Below are 18,390 nucleotides of genomic sequence, written 5' to 3'. Positions count from 1 at the left end.
CGGTTTTTTGTTTCTGAAGAGATTTACTTGTCTTCATCAGGCAAGGTGACATTCAATTCCAAAACGGATAAATCGTCATCTCGTTGCTCCAGCGCAACAGAGACTTGTTCTGGAGAGATATCCACGTACTTTCGGATAACCTCAAGAATATCTTGTTTTAACTGGGGCAAGTAAGTCGGTTCAGAGCACCCTGCGCGGCGGCGCTCAGCGACAATGATCTGCAAACGCTCTTTTGCCATAGATGCAGATGCTTTCTTTTTCGGACGGAAAAACTCCAGCAGTGCCATGTGTTACCCTCCAAAAATGCGTTTCAGGAACCCTTTCTTCTCTTCTTCCAAGAAGCGGTATGGGCACTCATTGCCTAGTAGGCGACTAATCGCATCGGCGTAAGCCTGACCCGCATCAGATTCTTCATCCAAGATAACAGGTTCACCTTTGTTTGATGCATGCAACACCGACGGGCTTTCAGGGATCACGCTCAGCAACGGTATACGCAAAATATCTTCGACATCCGAAACGCTCAGCATTTCACCACGATTTACACGGGCTGGGTTATAGCGTGTCAGCAGAAGGTGCGTCTTCACAGGTTCTTCACCATTTTCTGCGCGGCGAGACTTGGAATCGAGAATGCCCAAAATGCGGTCTGAATCGCGTACAGACGAGACTTCCGGGTTAGTTGTCACGATGGCCTCATCAGCAAAGTATAACGCCATCAGGGCGCCTGCTTCGATGCCTGCTGGCGAGTCGCAGATAATGAAATCAAAATCCATGGCTTTAAGGTCATCTAAAACGCGACCGACGCCTTCTTTGGTTAGCGCATCTTTGTCGCGCGTCTGAGAAGCAGGCAAAACAAATAGATTATCAATGCGCTTATCTTTGATCATTGCTTGGTGAAGATTCGCTTCACCATTGATGACGTTCACAAAGTCGTACACGACGCGGCGTTCACAGCCCATGATGAGGTCAAGGTTACGCAGACCAATATCAAAATCGATAACGGCTGTTTTCTTTCCAGCTTGCGCAAGGCCCGTAGCAATGGCTGCACTTGACGTGGTTTTCCCCACGCCGCCTTTGCCAGAAGTGATTACGATAATTCGAGTCATTCCTCAATCCTTTGGATAATTAGAGTGTGAGGTGTTCAATGTTTAAAGAGTCTTCTTGTAGCGAAACTTTCACCGGGCGAGCAGCATACTGCTCAGGGATGGATTCGCTAAGCCAATATGTTCCTGCAATTGAAAGCAATTCAGATTGCAGGTTTTGGCAGAAAATACTGGCTTCTTTTTGGCCACTAGCACCCGCGATAGCGCGTCCACGAAGCACGCCATAAATGTGAATACTGCCATCAGCGATGATCTCCGCACCAGCGCTAACGTGATTAAGCACGACCAAGTCGGCATTTTTTGCATAGACCTGCTGCCCAGAACGAATAGGTGTCGTGACGACTTTCGTTGGGGTTTGGATAGGATCATTCACACGGGTTTGTTTCGCCGGGTTCACGACCGCAAGTCCCGCGAGTTTTGCCGCTTCACGACAAGTATTTTGTTTGCACCCTGTGACACCAACGACCAGCATACCGGTCTGTTCAATGGTGGCTTTTAACGTGATGAAGTCCGGTTGTTGATGCAATCTTGAAATATCAACAACCACAGGTGCACCGTCAAAAAATGCGGGGGCCTGCAGGACTTTATCGGACAGCACTTGTAATGCACCATCTAAGTCATCATCCATTAGATGAAGCACAGAAAGCGTAAATGAACTGCCTTTTAGTTCGGCGTTTTTTGTCATGAGATTTTGTCCAGATGGCAGTTGTTTGATCTGATGTGCGCGCTTCAACGTTTCTCATGAATAAAATTGGCTCAAACATGAGGGGCTGGCGGGACAGAAATATCAATGTGCAAAAGAGGCGAATACAATTTCCGCTTCATCCCAAGAAATATCAGGGTCACGCGCATTATCAGACAGTGTTCAGCATGGTATATTCATGGATACTTTGCGGCAAGAGCCAACGCCGATTGTGGTGTTTTTATCGCCGAATTTGTTACATTTTTCTAAGCGGTTTCTCTTTATTGGGAAATCGCAACTCTGTGAGGTACAAGGTGTATTGCGCAATCTATAAAAGCAGTAAAAAAGATTCGACCTATCTTTATGTTAATCGTAAGGATGATTTAGGGGATGTGCCTCAACAATTGTTACAAACTTTTGGGAAACCTCATTTCGTTATGATGGTCAACTTAGATAAGAGAGAGAAACTGGCTATTGCCGATCTTGATAAAGTAAAAGAGAGTTTGCAACGCGACGGTTTTTATTTGCAGCTACCACCTCCAATTGATCAAGTGCTGCAACACATTAGAGCAAACAATACCAAGTTATAAAGGAGCGCTATGCGTAAAGGATTGATAGGGATCCTCATTGGGGCTGCGTTGTCTTTGTCAGCACCCGTGATGGCCGAGAAGCCAAGTTTTGACAACTATGTCATTGGCCTAAAAGAAGAGGGCGCAACGAAGGGAATTGATTCGTTACTGCTTGAGCAAGCATTTGATGGTATTCGCTATCGAGAAAGGGCGGTTAAAGCAGATCGTAACCAACCTGAAAAGCGTTTAACGTTAGATGAATATATTCCGCGTGCCGTGCCAGATTGGAAAGTGAAGAAAGCACGTCGTTTATATGACGAGCATTACACTGATCTTCAACGTATCGGCGAAGAATATGGCGTGCAGCCACGCTTTCTTGTCGCGCTTTGGGGAGTGGAAAGTAACTTCGGTGCGTTAACCGGAAATTATAATGTCGTTGAAGCACTGACCACATTGGCTTATGACGGTAGGCGAGAAGCTTTCTTTCGCAAAGAAGTATTTGCGGCATTAACCATTCTGCAAGAAGGCCATATTGCACCAAGCGATATGAAAGGTTCGTGGGCAGGAGCAATGGGGCAATGCCAGTTTATGCCTAGCTCATTTATTTCATTTGCCGCCGATGGAAATAACGATGGAAAGAAAGATATTTGGACGTCAAAACCCGACGTATTTGCATCGTCTGCGAATTATTTAAAAAATGCTGGTTGGGATAGCGAATACACTTGGGGACGTCAAGTAAAAGTGCCAGAAGGCATTGAGAGAGAATTGTCAGGATTAGGTCAAGATAAAGCCAAAACATTAGCAGAATGGGAAGGGTTAGGTATACGTCGTATGAATAATACCTCGTTGCCTGATGTCGATATTAACGCCTGGTTGATTCAGCCTGATGACGAATATGGACGAAGCTATTTGGTTTATGGTAATTACCAAAGCTTGATGAAATGGAACCGTTCGCACTATTTTGCCATTGCCGTAAGCCACTTGGCCGATAGGATTAAGTCTGGCTAGCTGATTAGATTAGCCTGCAATGATTGCGTTAATTTCCTTAAAATTATCTGTGGTATTTTTATTGATGGTCGCATGATAAATGCGACCATAACGCGAGCTTAGACCAACGAATTAATCACTATTGTAATCGTACCCAGACCCAGACCATTAGGGTTGGGATAAAAAAAAGGGGCGAAAGCCCCTTTTTTTTGTTCAGCTTGACGCTATTTCATCACAAGCCGATAACAACTAATGTGCTATTACAGCAGGAAGTCTTCGATCTTCTTGCCGCTTTCAAGCGCTTCTTTAATTGTTTTTGGCGTACGACCTTGGCCAGTCCACGTTTTTTCTGAACCGTCTACGTCAATGTACTTATATTTTGCTGGACGAGCAGCACGCTTAGATTTTGGTTTAGCACCACCAAGAGTCGCCAGCAATTCTTCTGGGTCAATACCGTCTTTGATCAACATCTCACGGTATTTCTCAAGTTTTTCCAGACGCTCTTTTTCTGCTTCGTTAGCTTCTGCTTCAGATTCTTCACGCTCTGCAACGACAGCTTGCAGTTTTTCCAGAGCTTCTTGTAGTTGTTCCAGAGTAAGTTCACGCGCCACGGCACGAAGGCTGCGCAGGTTTAACAATACTTTCAGTGCATCAGACATTATGCCTATCCTATTCTCTCGTTTATAATAATTAATTACCGTACTAAGAGTAGCAAGAATAATTAATTCTTTGCAATGTTTGCTTAATTAAATTCTTTAATATTAGATATCGAATTTAAGAAAAGTGCAAACTTAAATAAACCTTATTGGCTTTTTCTTGAAAAAAATCGAATGGGTTATCCGTGGGGTGTACAATAAAGCCGTCATGCGTGTTTGACTTTGCATGCGTTGAGAGAAGAAGAAGTTGACGGTTGTGGGTGATTTGTAAATACCATGCACTTAATGTGTAAAATCATTTAGATGGTTATTGCAATGTCCTCGATGTCACATACAATACGCAGGCTTTATGCACGTAGAGGTGCGCTATTTATCAGTAACACATTTTAGGGTGATGCCGTTGAGAATGTGAGAAAGGAAATAGCGCCGAAGTAGAATCTTGCCAATCAAGCTATTCTGCTGGGGTTGTGCTCTAACAGACACAACACTGCCATAGTATTGGGATTTAACTATGGAGCGCTACTGTGGTTTAAGAATGCGTTTAACCATTGTCATTTATTAATTGGTTTCCATTTCTGCAGTAGATCTCCAACCTTACAGGTTGATATAGAGATCATGAACTTAGTCGATTTTTCCGCGTCTTCTTTATCGGTATTGCCCGCGATTCTTGCGCTGGGCCTCGCCATTGTTACACGTCGTGTTTTGTTATCATTAGGGCTGGGTATTCTCTCTGGCGCATTGCTACTCAATGACTTTTCTTTGTCGGCGACCACGTATTATCTTACCGGGCTTGTAAAAGGCCTTTTTATTGATGATGGCAGCATTAATAGCTGGAACATGAGCATTGTGGCTTTCTTAGTCTTGCTGGGTTCCCTTACTGCACTTATCACACTTTCCGGTGGCACACGTGCATTTGCTGAATGGGCGCAAACTCGCATTAAAAGTAAGCGCGGTGCAAAACTTCTGGCAGCATTTCTAGGCGTATTCATTTTTGTTGATGACTATTTTAATAGCCTAGCGGTTGGCGCCATTAGTCGTCCTGTGACTGACCGTTTTCATGTGTCGCGTGCGAAACTCGCTTATATTCTCGATTCAACTGCAGCGCCAATGTGCGTGATCATGCCAGCGTCAAGCTGGGGTGCATATATCATTACGGTGGTTGGCGGCATTCTTGTCAGCCATGGCGTGACTGATTACAGCCCACTCAGCGCATTCGCGCACATGATCCCAATGAACTTCTATGCCATTTTTGCTTTGCTGATGGTGTTCGCGGTTGCTTGGTTCCAGATGGATGTGGGCCCAATGCGTCGTTTTGAATACGAGGCATCGACGGGCAGTCGTTTAGGCGATGATGAAAATAGCGGACCATCATTAGATGACGAGCTAGGCATAGAAGAAAGCGAAAAAGGTAGCGTGGCCGATCTAGTGGTGCCAATTGTTGTACTTATCGTGGCGACCATGTCTTGGATGGTGTATTCGGGCGCTCAAGCGTTAGAAGTCAATGGTAAAGCCTTCTCTATTCTCGGTGCATTTGAAAACACCGATGTGGGTATGTCACTGTTGTATGGCAGTGCAATGGGTCTGCTGTCAGCATTGATCACTGTATTCAAACAGCGTATTCCAGTACCAGAAGTTGGCCAAACCGTTTGGATTGGTGCCAAATCTATGTTTGGCGCTATCTTGATCTTGCTGTTTGCGTGGACGATAGGCAGCGTGATTGGTGATATGGCGACGGGTAAGTTTTTGTCGACCTTGATCCAAGGTAACTTGTCGCCACAACTTCTACCTGTATTGCTGTTCTTGTTGTCTGCTGCAATGGCCTTTTCAACCGGTACCTCATGGGGTACGTTCGGTATCATGCTGCCAATCGCAGGTGACCTTTCTGCTGCAACTGATATTGCGTTAATGCTGCCGATGTTGTCCGCTGTACTTGCTGGTGCCGTGTTCGGCGATCACTGCTCGCCAATTTCAGATACCACCATCTTGTCAGCAACCGGTGCACGTTGTGGACACATTGACCACGTTTCTACGCAGTTACCGTATGCGCTGGCTGTGGCGCTGGTGGCCGGTATCTCTTACTTGGTGTTGGGCTTCACGGATTCGTTGTCGATTTCGCTGTTGGCAGGCTTCTGTGCCTTTACTCTTGTCTGTGTGTTCTTTGGTTGGTTATCACGCCGCCCAGGCAAACTGGCTTAATCTATTTTTCAATAACCTCTCTTCGGGGAGGTTTTTTTATGTCATTTCGCGGCCTGCAACGCTTTTACCCATTCGCTTTTTTCGGTAGCATGCCTGCGTCTTTTTTCGGGAGAATCCAATGGCCCAGTTGTATTTCTATTACTCTGCAATGAATGCAGGTAAGTCGACAACGCTCTTGCAATCGTCGTTTAACTACCAAGAACGTGGAATGAACCCACTGATCTTTACGGCTGCAATTGATGATCGTTACGGTGTGGGCAAAGTGAGTTCTCGTATTGGGCTTCAAGCGGAAGCGCAATTGTATTCCCCAAATGATGATATCTTTGCCGCTGTTAGCGATATTAACGTTAACAACAAAGTGGACTGTTTATTGGTTGATGAATGCCAGTTCTTGACCAAAGAGCAGGTTTATCAAATCACTGAAGTGGTTGATAAGTTGAATATCCCGGCGCTTTGCTATGGTCTTCGTACCGATTTTCGCGGTGAGTTGTTTGCTGGTGCACAATACCTATTGGCGTGGGCAGACAAATTGGTTGAGCTGAAAACTATTTGCCATTGCGGACGTAAGGCCAACATGGTGATCCGCACTGATGCCGACGGCAATGCAATTGCAGATGGCGATCAGGTTGTGATTGGCGGCAACGACAGATACGAGTCGGTATGTCGAGTGCACTACAAAGAAGCGCTTGGAAAATAGCGTATTCTTAGGAAAAAATGAAACATAAAAAAAGCGTCTGATGAACAGGCCGCTTTTTTGTTTTTCTTTCTGACTTATCCACGATTATTCAGTGAAATACTCCGCTACCGAGCGTGTGCTGGTTTACAGCCGAGAAGCGAGGGGAATCACCGTGACTCTGTCTCCGACTTCAGCACATTCAACTTCGGGTGACACTTCAATCAAGCAGTTCGCCTCGCTCATTGAGCGCAGAATCCCCGAGCCTTGTGAGCCGGTTGAACGCACTTCCATTTGCCCATTGGCGCCAACGCTGTAAATCCCACGTGTATATTCGCTTCGACCTAAACGAGAACGAATACGCTCTTGGCTGATGGCGCTCAAACGTTCAGGTTGCCAGAACTTATCACCCTGCATTTTGCGGATGGCAGGTTCGACAAACTGCAAGAAGGTCACCATCACAGCCACCGGATTCCCGGGGAGGCCGAAGAACGGCACATCACGCAATTTGCCGAAAGCGAGAGGTCGGCCTGGGCGCATATTCACGCGCCAAAAATTGATGTCGCCCATTTGGCTTAATACGGTTTTGATGTAATCCGCATCGCCCACGGATACGCCGCCTGATGAAATCACCAAGTCAGCGTTTTTGATCGCATTCGTTAGTGTGGATGTCAGCGCTTCTTCGCTGTCTTCAATAATTCCCAAGTCCAGCAATTCACAGCCTAACTTGGTTAGCATCGCACGCAACGTATAGCGATTTGCATCATAAATACAGTGAGCATTGGGTGCAGAGCCGGGCGCTTGGACTTCATCGCCAGTTGAGAAAATAGCCACGCGCAGAGGGCGATAACATTCGGCTTTGGCTAACCCGAGCGATGCCAACATGCCAAGTTCAGCCGCGCCGATGCGCGTGCCTTTATCAAATACCACGGAGCCCTTGCGCAGGTCTTCTCCGGCTTGACGCACATTTTGACCCGGTCTGATTGCCCCTTTGCGGGTATCGAAGGTGATGGTGCCATTCACATCTTGCGCTTGCTCGCGCATGATCACGGTATCTGCGAGTTCGGGTACGGGTGCGCCTGTCATAATCCGCACGCATTCCCCCGCTTTGATTGATTTGTCATAGCCGTGTCCGGCAAACACCTCAGCAATCAGTTGATAACTGTCTCTGCTTGTGTCGTCACTTCGGATCGCGTATCCGTCCATCGCAGAGTTGGTGGATGACGGTACATTGACGGGCGCAATGACAGGCTCTGCAAGTACGCAGTGATGCAACGATTCAAGGCTAAGGGATTGCGCGATACTCGGCTCAGAAATCGCGTTGAGTATTTTTTCGCGTCCTGCGTCGACCGAGAGCATGGTCGGGGAAAGGGAATCACACGTGGCAGTTTGCGCTTTGTGTCCTTCCATCCAGCGAATAATAAACGCCGTTATCGCAGAAACATCATTGATATCCAACACAGGAAGCGCGGTCTCTGGCGCACTGTCACACGCAATCGCGATGATGTTTTTGTCTTCATGGTGAAGCCAAGGTTTTTCTAGGGCGTGACGGTTTAACTCGATTTTCGGAAATGCTTCGCGCTTAAAGCCTTCCACCAAAACGAGGTCGGCACGGGTTTGATCAAGACGGCCAAGTAATTGGTTGAGGCTGGTTTCTTCTTCGGGGGTTTCTGTCATCAAGGCATGGCGATTACGAGAGCTGATGAGCATTTGTGATGCGCCCGCTTTGCGAAGACGGTAACTATCTTTACCGGGCTTATCGACATCAAACTCATGGTGTGCGTGTTTCACCATGGCGATACGTACGCCCGCTCCAACGAGCTTTGGGATCAGCACTTCTAACAATGTTGTCTTGCCCGTACCACTGAATGCTGCAAACCCTAATAGAGGTAGTGAGCAATTGGACAGGTTCATGAAAGGGCTCCGAACTTCTCCAATTCATCAGGGGTATTGAGGTTAATAAATGCATCGTGTTCGTCGCTGAAATCCACGTAACGGGTGGTACAAAGGTCGTAAAGCATCACAATTTTCCGGTCGCCATTAGCAAGGAAGCGATCGAGGCGTTCGAAAACATCGCGCTTCATCATGGTGACCACGGGCTGAACGGATTCACCATCATGTGCGACCACAATCTCAGTATCGGCTTCAATAGCTTTAACTAACTTCTCGATCAAATTGTGTGGCAGGTTCGGACAATCACAAGGTACAAACCCTATCCACTCGCTGTCGAGGTGCGACATTGCGGCGTGCATACCGCCAAGTGGGCCAGGAAAACCCTCAAGTACGTCGCCAAAAACGGGACCGTATTGTTGATAGGTTTCTTGATTGCGGTTGGCGTTTATCGCGATGTTGGCTCCTTGCTCCGTCAACCGTTGATGGACGTAATCAATCAAGGGTTTCTGATTTAGAGTGACGAGTCCTTTGTCTTGGCCACCCATGCGTCGGGCTTGTCCTCCGGCGAGAATGACCCAGGTAGTTTTAGGATGCGAAGGCATGGTTATCCTTGTCGATAATATTCAGTTTGGGTTTATGGATCAGGCGTTGGTTTTCAATCAGCCATTGCTGGTTACAGCATTCTGTTAATTTGTTGGGATGGTGGCTGGTTATCACCAAGCTTGCCCCGCGATCGAGCAAATCATCAATCATCTGTTTTTGTGCGTCGATGGCGTCGGCATCAAGGTTAGCGCAAGATTCATCCATCAGAAGAATTGACGGGTTGAGTGCCCAAGCACGTGCCATGGCAACCTTTTGCTTTTCGCCGCCAGAGAGCACTGAAATATGCTCGTGACTCAGGGTTTCTAACCCGATTTTACGCAGGGCCTGCATTGTAAGCTGGCGTTGGGTTCTTTGACAGAAATGCTTGCCTTTCAGGCCATAAGCGACATTTTCGGAAACCGTACCGTCAAACAGGTAAGGGGTTTGGTGCATGTAAATTACCCCGCTTTGTCCTGTAAACCCCGCTAGACGTTGCAACCAAGATGGACGTTGAAGATTCAAAGAACCCTTGGTGGGTTTTTGAATGCCGGCCATGACTTTCAGTAAGCTGGTTTTACCGATGCCGTTTTGCCCCGACAAATAGATAGCGTCACCCGGGCAAACTTTTAGCGAAGGGATGTGAAACAGTAACCTGTGTTTGTATTTCACAGAAAGGTCAATTGCTTCCAGTATTATCTGACTCATCATTGCCCCTGCTTATGTCCGTAAATAGCCATTGCCACGAGCAAAACTAATGAAAAAATTCATCGTCAATGCCAGCACTAGCAACACCATGCCGAGTGCAACGCCTTGTGCAAAAGCGCCCTTTGATGTTTCAAGTGCAATCGCTGTAGGGATGTTGCGGGTATAGTTCAGTATGTTGCCGCCAACCATCATGGAACAGCCAACTTCCGTAATTATTCGGCTAAATGCCGTGATAACCGCAGCCAGAAGCGGGAATCGAATTTCCCACATTAGCGTCGCCATGGCGCGTGGAATGGATGCGCCCAAAGTGTAGGCTGTTTCCCATGCTCGGCGATCACTGTTTTGAAATGCGGCATGCATCATTGAGACCAGTATGGGCAAGCTGATCAGAATTTGCCCCAATATCATGGCCCGTTGTGTGAATAGCATCTTCCAATCACCCATTGGGCCTGCACGTGATAGAAGCATGTAAAGCAAAAGCCCGATCACAACGGTAGGGACAGATTGGAGCGTGTTAACAAGCGACAGCACAATCCATTTGCCGGGGATCTCCCAGTAAGCAAGTGCGAAACTGACTAAAAGAGCAGGCAGAATCACCAGCCCAATAGCAACCAATGACACCGAAAACGACACCCCAACAATACCCCATAGCGTGGTATCACCGCTAAACAGCAAAGCAACCGCTTGTCGGGTAGTTTCCAGCATGTCCATTAGCTTGCGTCTGCCACAAACAGTTGCTGACCGTTAACCTTGAAGGTATCGATCATTGCCTGCGCTTTGGGATTCACCAACCAATCGCTCAGGACTTTTGCACCTTGGTAGTTCAGATCCGGATAACGGCTTGGGTTAATCAAAATCACTTGATACGGGTTGAACAGACGCGCATCGCCTTGGACAAGTACATCTAGGTCCATTTTGCTTTGATAAGCCAACCATGTGCCTCGGTCGGTGAGGGCATAGCCTTGAAGTTCATTGGCCATAGTGAGCGTAGGCCCCATGCCTTGTCCTACCGCTTTGTATGCGGAAAAATCAGGATGAATACCTGCGGCCTTCCAAAGGAGCAACTCTTTCTTGTGTGTGCCTGAATCATCACCGCGAGAAATAAAGTGCGCGTCGGCACTCGCCACTTTTACCAGTGCGGCTGTCACATCTTTGCTGGCTTTGATTTTTGCAGGATCGTTTTTTGGCCCAACAAGAACGAAGTCGTTGTACATTAAGCCACGAGGGAGCACCCCAAAACCTTGGTCAACAAAGCTTGCTTCCGCTTTTGGCGCATGGGTCATCACAAGGTCAACATCACCATTTTCGCCCATTTTTAGTGCTTTACCTGTACCTGCAGCCAGCACCTGTACGTCATATCCCGTGTCTTTTTTGAATTCTGGCAGGAGAAAATCCAGTAAGCCTGAATGGTAAGTACTCGTTGTCGTCGCCAACCGAACGATCTCTGCTGCACTCACCGTGGCAGAGAATGAAACAAGGACTGAAAGTAGTACAAACGCTTTTGTTTTTTTTATTAAGCTCATTATGTCTTCCTGACAATGGATGATTTTTTAATATCGCTACTGCGATAGCCTCATTAAACCGATGAGGTTAAATGTGGACAAAGCAACAAAAATGCCAAATTTATATTTCAGATAGAAATTGTCATAACTAACTAAAAATAAACAATAATATTTTCCTCTTCTTAAGCGAATGACCAGATTTGCATGCATGCCAACATGGCGGTTGTATTGGACTGAGTCAAAATGTCGCATGTATGATGTAAGCCACTGAGAGAATATGGACTTTCACCCGATGAAGGATGCACTGCAGCAATTTGGTTTCTCCGCCTTGGTGGTCGATGACGAGCCGGGTATGCGCGCTATCTTGAACAAAGCGTTATCGAAGAAGCTGACCCAGGTTGAAACCGCGTCTTCTTTAGAAGAAGCGGAAGCCCTTCGAAAGCGAAATCACTTCGATTTGCTGATTGTAGATATCAACTTGCCAGGAAGATCGGGTATTGATTGGCATGAGGCGTTTAACGACGACGAGCGGCGCAGCGACATCATTTTCATGACAGGCTATGCGGAGCTGGAAACTGCGATCAAAGCGCTGCGGGCGGGCGCATCTGACTTTATTCTCAAGCCTTTTAATCTCGAACAAATGTTGCAATCTGTGCAGCGTTGTCTCGATAAACGCATGATAGAAAGACAAAATGTCGCGCTTCAACGTGATGTTGCTCGTTCTTTCCCTGTCGATATCATCGGTGAAGCCCCCAAAACGCTAGCGATGCGAGAAGTCATTTCTCGTCTTGCCCCTTCTCCCGCCGCCGTGTTGATCGAAGGCGAGTCGGGAACGGGTAAGGAACTGGTTGCACGTGCCCTTCATGCTTTGAGCCGTCGTAGTGGTCCTTTTGTTCCACTCAACTGCGGTGCCATTGCCCCTGAATTGCTCGAAAGCGAATTGTTTGGCCACATTTCGGGCGCGTTTACTGGTGCACGAAAAAACAAAGATGGCCTGTTTCGAGTTGCTGATAAAGGCACGTTGTTTTTGGATGAGATTGGCGAGATGCCGCTTTCGATGCAGGCTTCGTTGCTCCGGACTTTGGAGCAAAAAACCATACGTCCGGTGGGCGCTGAGCGTGAAGTCAGTGTCGATGTTCGTATCGTCGCAGCGACTAACCGAAACTTGCATGATGAAGTGGAAGCAGGGCGCTTTCGCAAAGATCTTTTTTATCGACTCAATGTATTGTCTGTAGAGCTTCCGCCACTGAGAGAGCGCGTCGAAGACATTGGGTTACTGCTCAGTCATTTTTCTGATGTGCTTGCCCGCGATCTGGGCTTAAAACCGGTGGTGTGGTCGGAAGAAGAACTTGCTGCCATGAAACACTACGACTGGCCGGGAAATATTCGAGAGCTGAAAAATACCGTTGAACGTGCGATTTTACTAGGCAAACCTGACCTTCGCCATTGGCAGGGAAACTCTGTCCCCGCCAGCGATAGTGTGGAGCATGATGTTTGCTTGATATCCGAAGGTTCAGAAACTGGCTATCCACTTTGCTGGCCGCTTAAAGACGTTGAAAGAGCTCACATTGAGAAAGTGGTTGATGTACACGAGGGCAACAAGTCTGCTGCGGCAAGACAACTCGGTGTGGCAAGAAAAACACTAGAGCGAAAATTCAAAGACTGGCTTGATGAGTAAAGCCTGCAACATGCATAAAACAACGCTTGTGAAGGAGTGTGGGTGATGAGGGTATTTAAGAAGTGGCGACAGCGTTTTCGTACCATGGTGCGTTATCGTCTGCTGGTACTGACCTCTGTACCTATTATCATTACCTTGCTCGCGTTGATTGCGTTAACGCTTTACTGGACAGTGGCGTATTCGTGGAAAAATGCCTTGTCGGGTGTGAAGGCAGACCTTGCCGTCGCCAGCAACAGTATGGAGGTGCTGCAACGCGAGCAACGAAGCCAACTTCACGCGATCGCCGATTCCTACGACTTTCAAACCCAGATCGCCGCCGATCCAGCGAAAATTCTTGGCTGGGCGCAATCTCGCGCCGACAAATATGGCGTTGATTTTCTTGCTGTTTACCCTGTTAGTGATATCGAACGATTGCCACTAAGCTTGCGGCAACCTTTATTGCACGGCCAAGAGCGAACCTTCTTTCAGGTGATGTCAGCCATTGAATTGGCGTCTATTTCCCCAAACCTGTCTGCGAAAGCTGAAATTCCGCTGCTGCAAGAAAACACCAAAGAATCGCGAGGCTTAATAAGTCGAAGTTTGCTCCCGCTATATAACGAAAATGATCAGTTGGAATGGATCATTGATGGTGGGATTTTGCTTAACAATAGTACAGATTTGGTCGATAAAATTCGCGATCTGGTGTTTCCCGTTGGCAAGCTTCCAGAATCCAGTGTTGGCACGGTGACGCTGTTTATGGACGATGTACGCGTCAGTACCAATGTGCCTTTAGACAGCGAAAACCGATTTGGACGAGCGATAGGCACGCGTGTTTCTGATGAAGTTCGCGATACTGTTTTGATTGAGGGCGATGAATGGGTTGATCGGGCTTATGTTTACGACGCGTGGTATATCTCGGCGTATAAACCGATTCGTGATTTCAATAACAAGGTGATTGGTATGTTGTATACCGGTTACCTAGAATGGCCGCTGATCAGTCGCTACCTCACCAATTTGATTGAGTTGGGGATTGGGGTGCTACTGACCTTATTGATTTCGGGACTGTTGGTTTACCGTGGTGCCAAAGATTTGTTTCGCCCTATTGAACGTATTCACCGTGTTGTGCACTTAATTCGGTTTGATCAGGATGCGCGGATAGGCAAGCTGGGTTTAGACCCGCAACATGAACTGGCGATTCTGGCTCGTCAGTTTGACAGCATGTTGGATCAGCTCAAAAAACAGAACGAGGAAATTCGTCAAAACGCGCTCGAATTAGAAGACAAGGTCAAAGAGCGCACGGCGAGCCTGCATGAAAAAACCGAAGAGTTAAAACAGAACATTACCTTGCTTGAGCAAACCCGAAACAAACTGCTGCTGAGTGAGAAGCTGGCCGCACTGGGCGAACTCACTGCTGGCATTGCGCACGAAATCAATAATCCTACCGCGGTTATCTTGGGCAACATTGAGTTAATGGAATACGAGTTGGGGCAACATGCCGACTTGGTGTCCGAGGAGATGAGCACTGTCTTGGCGCAAATTGACCGTATTCGTAATATCACCCGAAGCTTGTTGCAATACAGCCGACAAGGCGGGGTGCAAGATACAGTGACGTGGCAGCATGTGAACCCTGTGATTGAGGAAAGTGTCACCTTGGTGCGTTCTGGCACCAAAAGACAAGACGTGGAAGTGGTCACTGAGCTTAACGCGAAATGCTGCGTGGAAATCAATCGTCATCAATTGCTGCAAGTGTTGGTCAACCTGCAAATGAATGGCATTCATGCCATGAACGACAAAGGTAAGTTGATAGTGCGTTCTGAAGATTGGATGGATGGCAGTGGTATGACTATAGGCGCCAAAATTTCCGTGCAAGATTTTGGTTGCGGTATTGCTAATGAAAACCTCACTAAAATATTTGACCCATTTTTCACCACTCGTCATACCGGTACAGGGTTAGGACTTGCTGTAACACAAGGGATTGTAAGTGGGCTGGGTGGCGAAATAAAAGTAGAATCCGATGTGGGCGAAGGCAGTGTCTTTACGCTTTATCTTCGAGAGAAAATCCAACAGGATGACGAAATAACTTCATTTCGTGTTGTTGAGTAACCCCTGATAGGTGGGTTACTCTGACGCCCACATTTGTTTTCCCGTATTACCAAAATGATAGCCGCCAAACTGCTCGCTTTGTTTGAGAATCGACTCCTCATCCAAATGGTGAACCAGTTGCTGAACCAGCGCGCGAAAATAGATGTTCTTTGGGATCACCAGCTCAAACGCTTCATTGGCAATCGGGTGAAAAGCCAGACCAAATTCGCCCGCACCGCTTTGGCTACCAAAACCGATGTCAGCTGCGCCACGCGCAATGGCAGAGCTTAGCTCCCGCTCGCTTAAACACGCTTCGACCGTATTGAGTTGATCGCGGGTTGTTCCGTTTCTAAACAGCCATTCATCTAGGGCACGTGCACTGCCCGCGCCATCTTGCCGACCTGCCCAACGCCAACGTTTATCAATGAAATGATGTGGGTCTTGCAGTTTGTCGGCAAGTTCAGGGCGGGCGATGAGGCCTTGTTGTCGCTCAAAAGCATGGAGTAACACCCAGTTTCTGTGTCCTGAGTATTGCTGAATAAGGGCGGGATGACGCAGTTTGGCTTCTTCTGCGTTTCCCCAATGAATGGCGCAAATATCAACGTGGCCTTTCTCTAGCATCGCTAGACCTTGTTTGGTTCCTGTTGCGGTGTATCCCACCAAGGCGGTGCTGCCGAGTGCCGCTGCCATTTTACTCACGATGTGTTGAAGTAAAGGGTCATCAGAGCCAGCGATGAGCAGGCGATCGTTAAATACACCATTGTGGCTTGATTCAATCAACCATCGATCGAGCAGGTTTTTAGGAAACAGCCATTTGCCTGTGACTTTGGTGGCGGGCAATACCCCTTCATTGGCGAGGCTGTAGACTTTCTTTTCGTTCAGATCGAGGTATTCCGCAACCTGACGAGCATTCATAAATTGCGGAAACTCACTCATCACGACCGCCTTTTACATCAAACTCAATGTTTTCTGCACCGTTAAAGACCTGAAAGCGATGACCTTTTGCCCGCGCGATCATGGTAATGCCGAGTTGCTTGGCAAGGTCGAGACCCATTTGCGTGACGCCAGATCGTGACAGTAATACGGGGATGCCCATCTGCGCGACTTTGATGACCATTTCCGAGGTGAGTCGGCCTGTGGTGTAAAATACTTTATCGTCGCCGATTTCCCCATCCAGCCACATTTCACCTGTGAGGGTATCAACGGCGTTATGGCGACCGATATCCTCAACAAAAGAGAGGATCTCAGTGCCTTTGCACACGGCACAACCATGTACGGCGCCAGCGGCTTTGTAGGTGTCGTTGTGGTGGGTTAACGCTTCTAGCAACCCATAGAGCATGGATTGTTTGATGTGTGGACGAGGAAGTTGCAGGTTCTCTAGCTTCTTCATTACGTTGCCAAACATGGTGCCTTGACCGCAGCCAGAGGTGACCGTTTTCTTCGACAAGGTTTCTTCGATATCCGCCTTTTTCTCACGTGTGACGACCGCGGCTGATTGGGTTTGCCAATCAATGATGACGGAATCGAGCGCGTCAGCGTCTTCAATCAACCCCTGATTTTTTAAATACCCCAACACCAACATGTCCGGACGCGCGCCCAGTGTCATCAAAGTCACGATCTCTCGCCAGTTGAGATAAACAGTGAGTGCACGCTCACAAGCGATCTGCTTGGTCATGGTTTCGCCGTACTCATCATGGACGGTGACATCGATGGTCTGAGGAATATCTGTTTGCGTGGTAATAATTTTGGGTTGGGACATCGAGCCGCGTTCCTTTTGCCTGAATGTTGCAGGGTAGGTAGCAAATCCTGTTCCAACCCTTCACTGCTGGTATGTGTTTTGCTTCGTTGGGTGAATAAAACCACAATTTCTCGCCAACCATGGCTAAGAGAAACGTCGCTGGAATGCGCTGTGCGGGGAAGATATCACCGCAGGAACAACAAGGAGTGATGTGTGACTGAAACAATAAAAGACCCACAATACTGGTTGACGCAGTTTGACCTTGAATCAACAGATGTTGATATCGGTCGTTGGAAAACAAAGCGTTGGTCTGTGGCCAATCTCCATCTTCCTCGGGAAGAAAGCGAACGCAAAGACGACATGATTTCTTTACCGCTCGAGCTATTCAAAGACGAGCGAACAGACTACCGATTTAACCTCAGTTCTCGCGATCCACACGTGTTTTTTATCTTCGAAGTGAACGAAGACGAATCCCTCAAACCCTTGAAAGTGACTGCCTCACAAACCAGTGCCGCTAGCTTTATGGACGGTGATTATTTGGTGTTGTCAGAGACAATGCCACTGCCTATTCAAGCGTGGATGGAAGCCTTTATAGGGCGTCATGGAGAGTTGCTGGATGTGCGTAAGAAGAAGCGCAAAGGCGCAGGGAGGGCGAGTGGCAACTGATTCTTTTTTAAACCGCTGGTCAAAGCGAAAGCAGGCGATCGCTGACGAAGAATTGCGGGAACAAGGAACGGCTCTCGCGTCGGATGAATACCAAGCCATTGTTGAGTCTGAAAACCGACGTTTTGATTTACCCCATCAAGCTGAAAGCCTCATTTCAGACACCGAACTGATCGAAGGCCAGCAAGGAGAAGAAGCGACCGATGTGCAAATGGAGCTGGACACTGTACAGGAAGTAGATGTCCCGCAAGCGCCTGATATGGAAGACGTGGCGCGTTTGAAACAAGGGGATTCAGCGGCGTCATTTCTTGCCAAAGGGGTCTCTGCAGAAATCAAAAAAGCCGCGTTGAGGAAGCTGTTTCATACCGATGCCTACAACGTGTTGGATGGCATGAATGATTACGATCTTGATTATTCAAACAAGGCCTCTCTTTCTGCTGAAGTCGCGGCTAGCCTGCGCCAATGGACAAAAGAGAAAATCGAAGATGTCCAAGAAGGGAGTCAAATACAAGACCTTACTGACGATGAGTCCGTTCTAGATCAAACGGTTGAACAGGATGTCGAAAGTACGGTTGCAAAAAGAGAGACAAAAAGTACCCATGATGAAGAAAGGGACAATTTGTCTTACGAGGTGAGACAAATTGTCCCAGATGAAAGTGTGGATAATAATTCAGACGGATCCTGACTCCGTATTCGTCATTTTAT

Annotated in this window: 19 protein-coding genes and 1 riboswitch; of the genes, 8 read left to right on the top strand and 11 right to left on the bottom strand. The window is 47.6% G+C overall.

Going from position 1 to position 18,390, the window contains the following annotated elements; all coding sequences use genetic code 11:
* Positions 1–23: 23 nt before the first annotated feature.
* Genes minE through minC form a run of 3 tightly spaced genes read right to left on the bottom strand, consistent with a single transcriptional unit; the run spans position 24 to position 1,785 of the window.
* Positions 24–287: a cell division topological specificity factor MinE gene (minE, locus tag ACED36_RS09345; protein ID WP_016961106.1), complete on the bottom strand. Its 264-nt coding sequence runs from the start codon at positions 285–287 to the stop codon at positions 24–26.
* A 3-nt stretch (positions 288–290) separates the two neighbouring features.
* Positions 291–1,103 (bottom strand): septum site-determining protein MinD, encoded by an 813-nt coding sequence (gene minD, locus ACED36_RS09340; protein ID WP_016961107.1) that lies wholly within the window; start codon positions 1,101–1,103, stop codon positions 291–293.
* A 19-nt stretch (positions 1,104–1,122) separates the two neighbouring features.
* Positions 1,123–1,785: a septum site-determining protein MinC gene (gene minC, locus ACED36_RS09335; RefSeq protein ID WP_029486580.1), complete on the bottom strand. Its 663-nt coding sequence runs from the start codon at positions 1,783–1,785 to the stop codon at positions 1,123–1,125.
* Positions 1,786–2,096: 311 nt separating this feature from the next.
* On the opposite strand from minC, the gene ACED36_RS09330 reads away from it, so the two are divergent.
* The gene (locus ACED36_RS09330) at positions 2,097–2,372 is read left to right on the top strand and encodes a YcgL domain-containing protein (RefSeq protein ID WP_017004264.1); all 276 of its coding nucleotides are present in this window, start codon (positions 2,097–2,099) and stop codon (positions 2,370–2,372) included.
* A 9-nt stretch (positions 2,373–2,381) separates the two neighbouring features.
* Positions 2,382–3,359, top strand: coding sequence for a lytic transglycosylase domain-containing protein (locus ACED36_RS09325; protein WP_017004263.1), 978 nt, complete (start codon positions 2,382–2,384; stop codon positions 3,357–3,359).
* 239 nt (positions 3,360–3,598) lie between these two features.
* Here the strand turns inward: ACED36_RS09325 and ACED36_RS09320 are convergent, their stop codons facing one another.
* Positions 3,599–3,997 (bottom strand): H-NS family nucleoid-associated regulatory protein, encoded by a 399-nt coding sequence (locus ACED36_RS09320; protein WP_016961111.1) that lies wholly within the window; start codon positions 3,995–3,997, stop codon positions 3,599–3,601.
* 345 nt (positions 3,998–4,342) lie between these two features.
* Positions 4,343–4,524, top strand: a riboswitch (Lysine riboswitch).
* Between the two features lie 85 nt (positions 4,525–4,609).
* Between ACED36_RS09320 and ACED36_RS09315 the strand changes: the two genes are divergently transcribed.
* Both ACED36_RS09315 and ACED36_RS09310 read left to right on the top strand, forming a co-directional pair.
* Positions 4,610–6,190, top strand: coding sequence for a Na+/H+ antiporter NhaC family protein (locus tag ACED36_RS09315; RefSeq protein WP_016961112.1), 1,581 nt, complete (start codon positions 4,610–4,612; stop codon positions 6,188–6,190).
* A gap of 118 nt (positions 6,191–6,308) precedes the next feature.
* Complete coding sequence (locus ACED36_RS09310; RefSeq protein WP_016961113.1) at positions 6,309–6,887, top strand: thymidine kinase; 579 nt, start codon at positions 6,309–6,311, stop codon at positions 6,885–6,887.
* 123 nt (positions 6,888–7,010) lie between these two features.
* Here ACED36_RS09310 and ACED36_RS09305 read toward each other — a convergent pair whose 3' ends face one another.
* Genes ACED36_RS09305 through ACED36_RS09285 form a run of 5 tightly spaced genes read right to left on the bottom strand, consistent with a single transcriptional unit; the run spans position 7,011 to position 11,566 of the window.
* Positions 7,011–8,777, bottom strand: coding sequence for a bifunctional molybdopterin-guanine dinucleotide biosynthesis adaptor protein MobB/molybdopterin molybdotransferase MoeA (locus tag ACED36_RS09305; RefSeq protein ID WP_016961114.1), 1,767 nt, complete (start codon positions 8,775–8,777; stop codon positions 7,011–7,013).
* Positions 8,774–9,358: a molybdenum cofactor guanylyltransferase MobA gene (gene mobA, locus ACED36_RS09300; RefSeq protein ID WP_016961115.1), complete on the bottom strand. Its 585-nt coding sequence runs from the start codon at positions 9,356–9,358 to the stop codon at positions 8,774–8,776. The genes ACED36_RS09305 and mobA overlap by 4 nt, the downstream gene beginning before the upstream one ends.
* Positions 9,342–10,043 (bottom strand): energy-coupling factor ABC transporter ATP-binding protein, encoded by a 702-nt coding sequence (locus ACED36_RS09295; RefSeq protein WP_016961116.1) that lies wholly within the window; start codon positions 10,041–10,043, stop codon positions 9,342–9,344. Before ACED36_RS09295 ends, mobA begins: the two co-directional genes overlap by 17 nt.
* Positions 10,044–10,055: 12 nt before the next feature.
* A complete protein-coding gene (locus ACED36_RS09290; RefSeq protein WP_016961117.1) occupies positions 10,056–10,754 on the bottom strand; it encodes an ABC transporter permease in 699 nt (232 codons plus the stop codon).
* On the bottom strand, positions 10,754–11,566 hold the full coding sequence (locus tag ACED36_RS09285) for a substrate-binding domain-containing protein (RefSeq protein ID WP_016961118.1): 813 nt from the start codon (positions 11,564–11,566) through the stop codon (positions 10,754–10,756). The genes ACED36_RS09290 and ACED36_RS09285 overlap by 1 nt, the downstream gene beginning before the upstream one ends.
* A gap of 271 nt (positions 11,567–11,837) precedes the next feature.
* On the opposite strand from ACED36_RS09285, the gene ACED36_RS09280 reads away from it, so the two are divergent.
* Positions 11,838–13,223, top strand: coding sequence for a sigma-54 dependent transcriptional regulator (locus ACED36_RS09280; RefSeq protein WP_026023971.1), 1,386 nt, complete (start codon positions 11,838–11,840; stop codon positions 13,221–13,223).
* A 45-nt stretch (positions 13,224–13,268) separates the two neighbouring features.
* Positions 13,269–15,305: a cache domain-containing protein gene (locus tag ACED36_RS09275; RefSeq protein ID WP_016961120.1), complete on the top strand. Its 2,037-nt coding sequence runs from the start codon at positions 13,269–13,271 to the stop codon at positions 15,303–15,305.
* Between the two features lie 15 nt (positions 15,306–15,320).
* Here the strand turns inward: ACED36_RS09275 and ACED36_RS09270 are convergent, their stop codons facing one another.
* On the bottom strand, positions 15,321–16,220 hold the full coding sequence (locus tag ACED36_RS09270) for a helix-turn-helix transcriptional regulator (protein WP_016961121.1): 900 nt from the start codon (positions 16,218–16,220) through the stop codon (positions 15,321–15,323).
* On the bottom strand, positions 16,213–17,043 hold the full coding sequence (locus tag ACED36_RS09265) for a formate dehydrogenase accessory sulfurtransferase FdhD (protein WP_016961122.1): 831 nt from the start codon (positions 17,041–17,043) through the stop codon (positions 16,213–16,215). Before ACED36_RS09265 ends, ACED36_RS09270 begins: the two co-directional genes overlap by 8 nt.
* Positions 17,044–17,235: 192 nt before the next feature.
* Here ACED36_RS09265 and ACED36_RS09260 point away from each other — a divergent pair, with 192 nt between their 5' ends.
* Both ACED36_RS09260 and ACED36_RS09255 read left to right on the top strand, forming a co-directional pair.
* A complete protein-coding gene (locus ACED36_RS09260; RefSeq protein WP_016961123.1) occupies positions 17,236–17,688 on the top strand; it encodes a DUF3305 domain-containing protein in 453 nt (150 codons plus the stop codon).
* On the top strand, positions 17,678–18,370 hold the full coding sequence (locus ACED36_RS09255) for a DUF3306 domain-containing protein (RefSeq protein WP_017006728.1): 693 nt from the start codon (positions 17,678–17,680) through the stop codon (positions 18,368–18,370). The genes ACED36_RS09260 and ACED36_RS09255 overlap by 11 nt, the downstream gene beginning before the upstream one ends.
* Positions 18,371–18,390 lie beyond the last annotated feature (20 nt).

Source organism: Enterovibrio sp. FF113 (assembly GCF_041439165.1).
GTDB lineage: Bacteria > Pseudomonadota > Gammaproteobacteria > Enterobacterales > Vibrionaceae > Enterovibrio > Enterovibrio norvegicus_A.
This window is presented reverse-complemented; position numbering and strand designations above follow the sequence as displayed.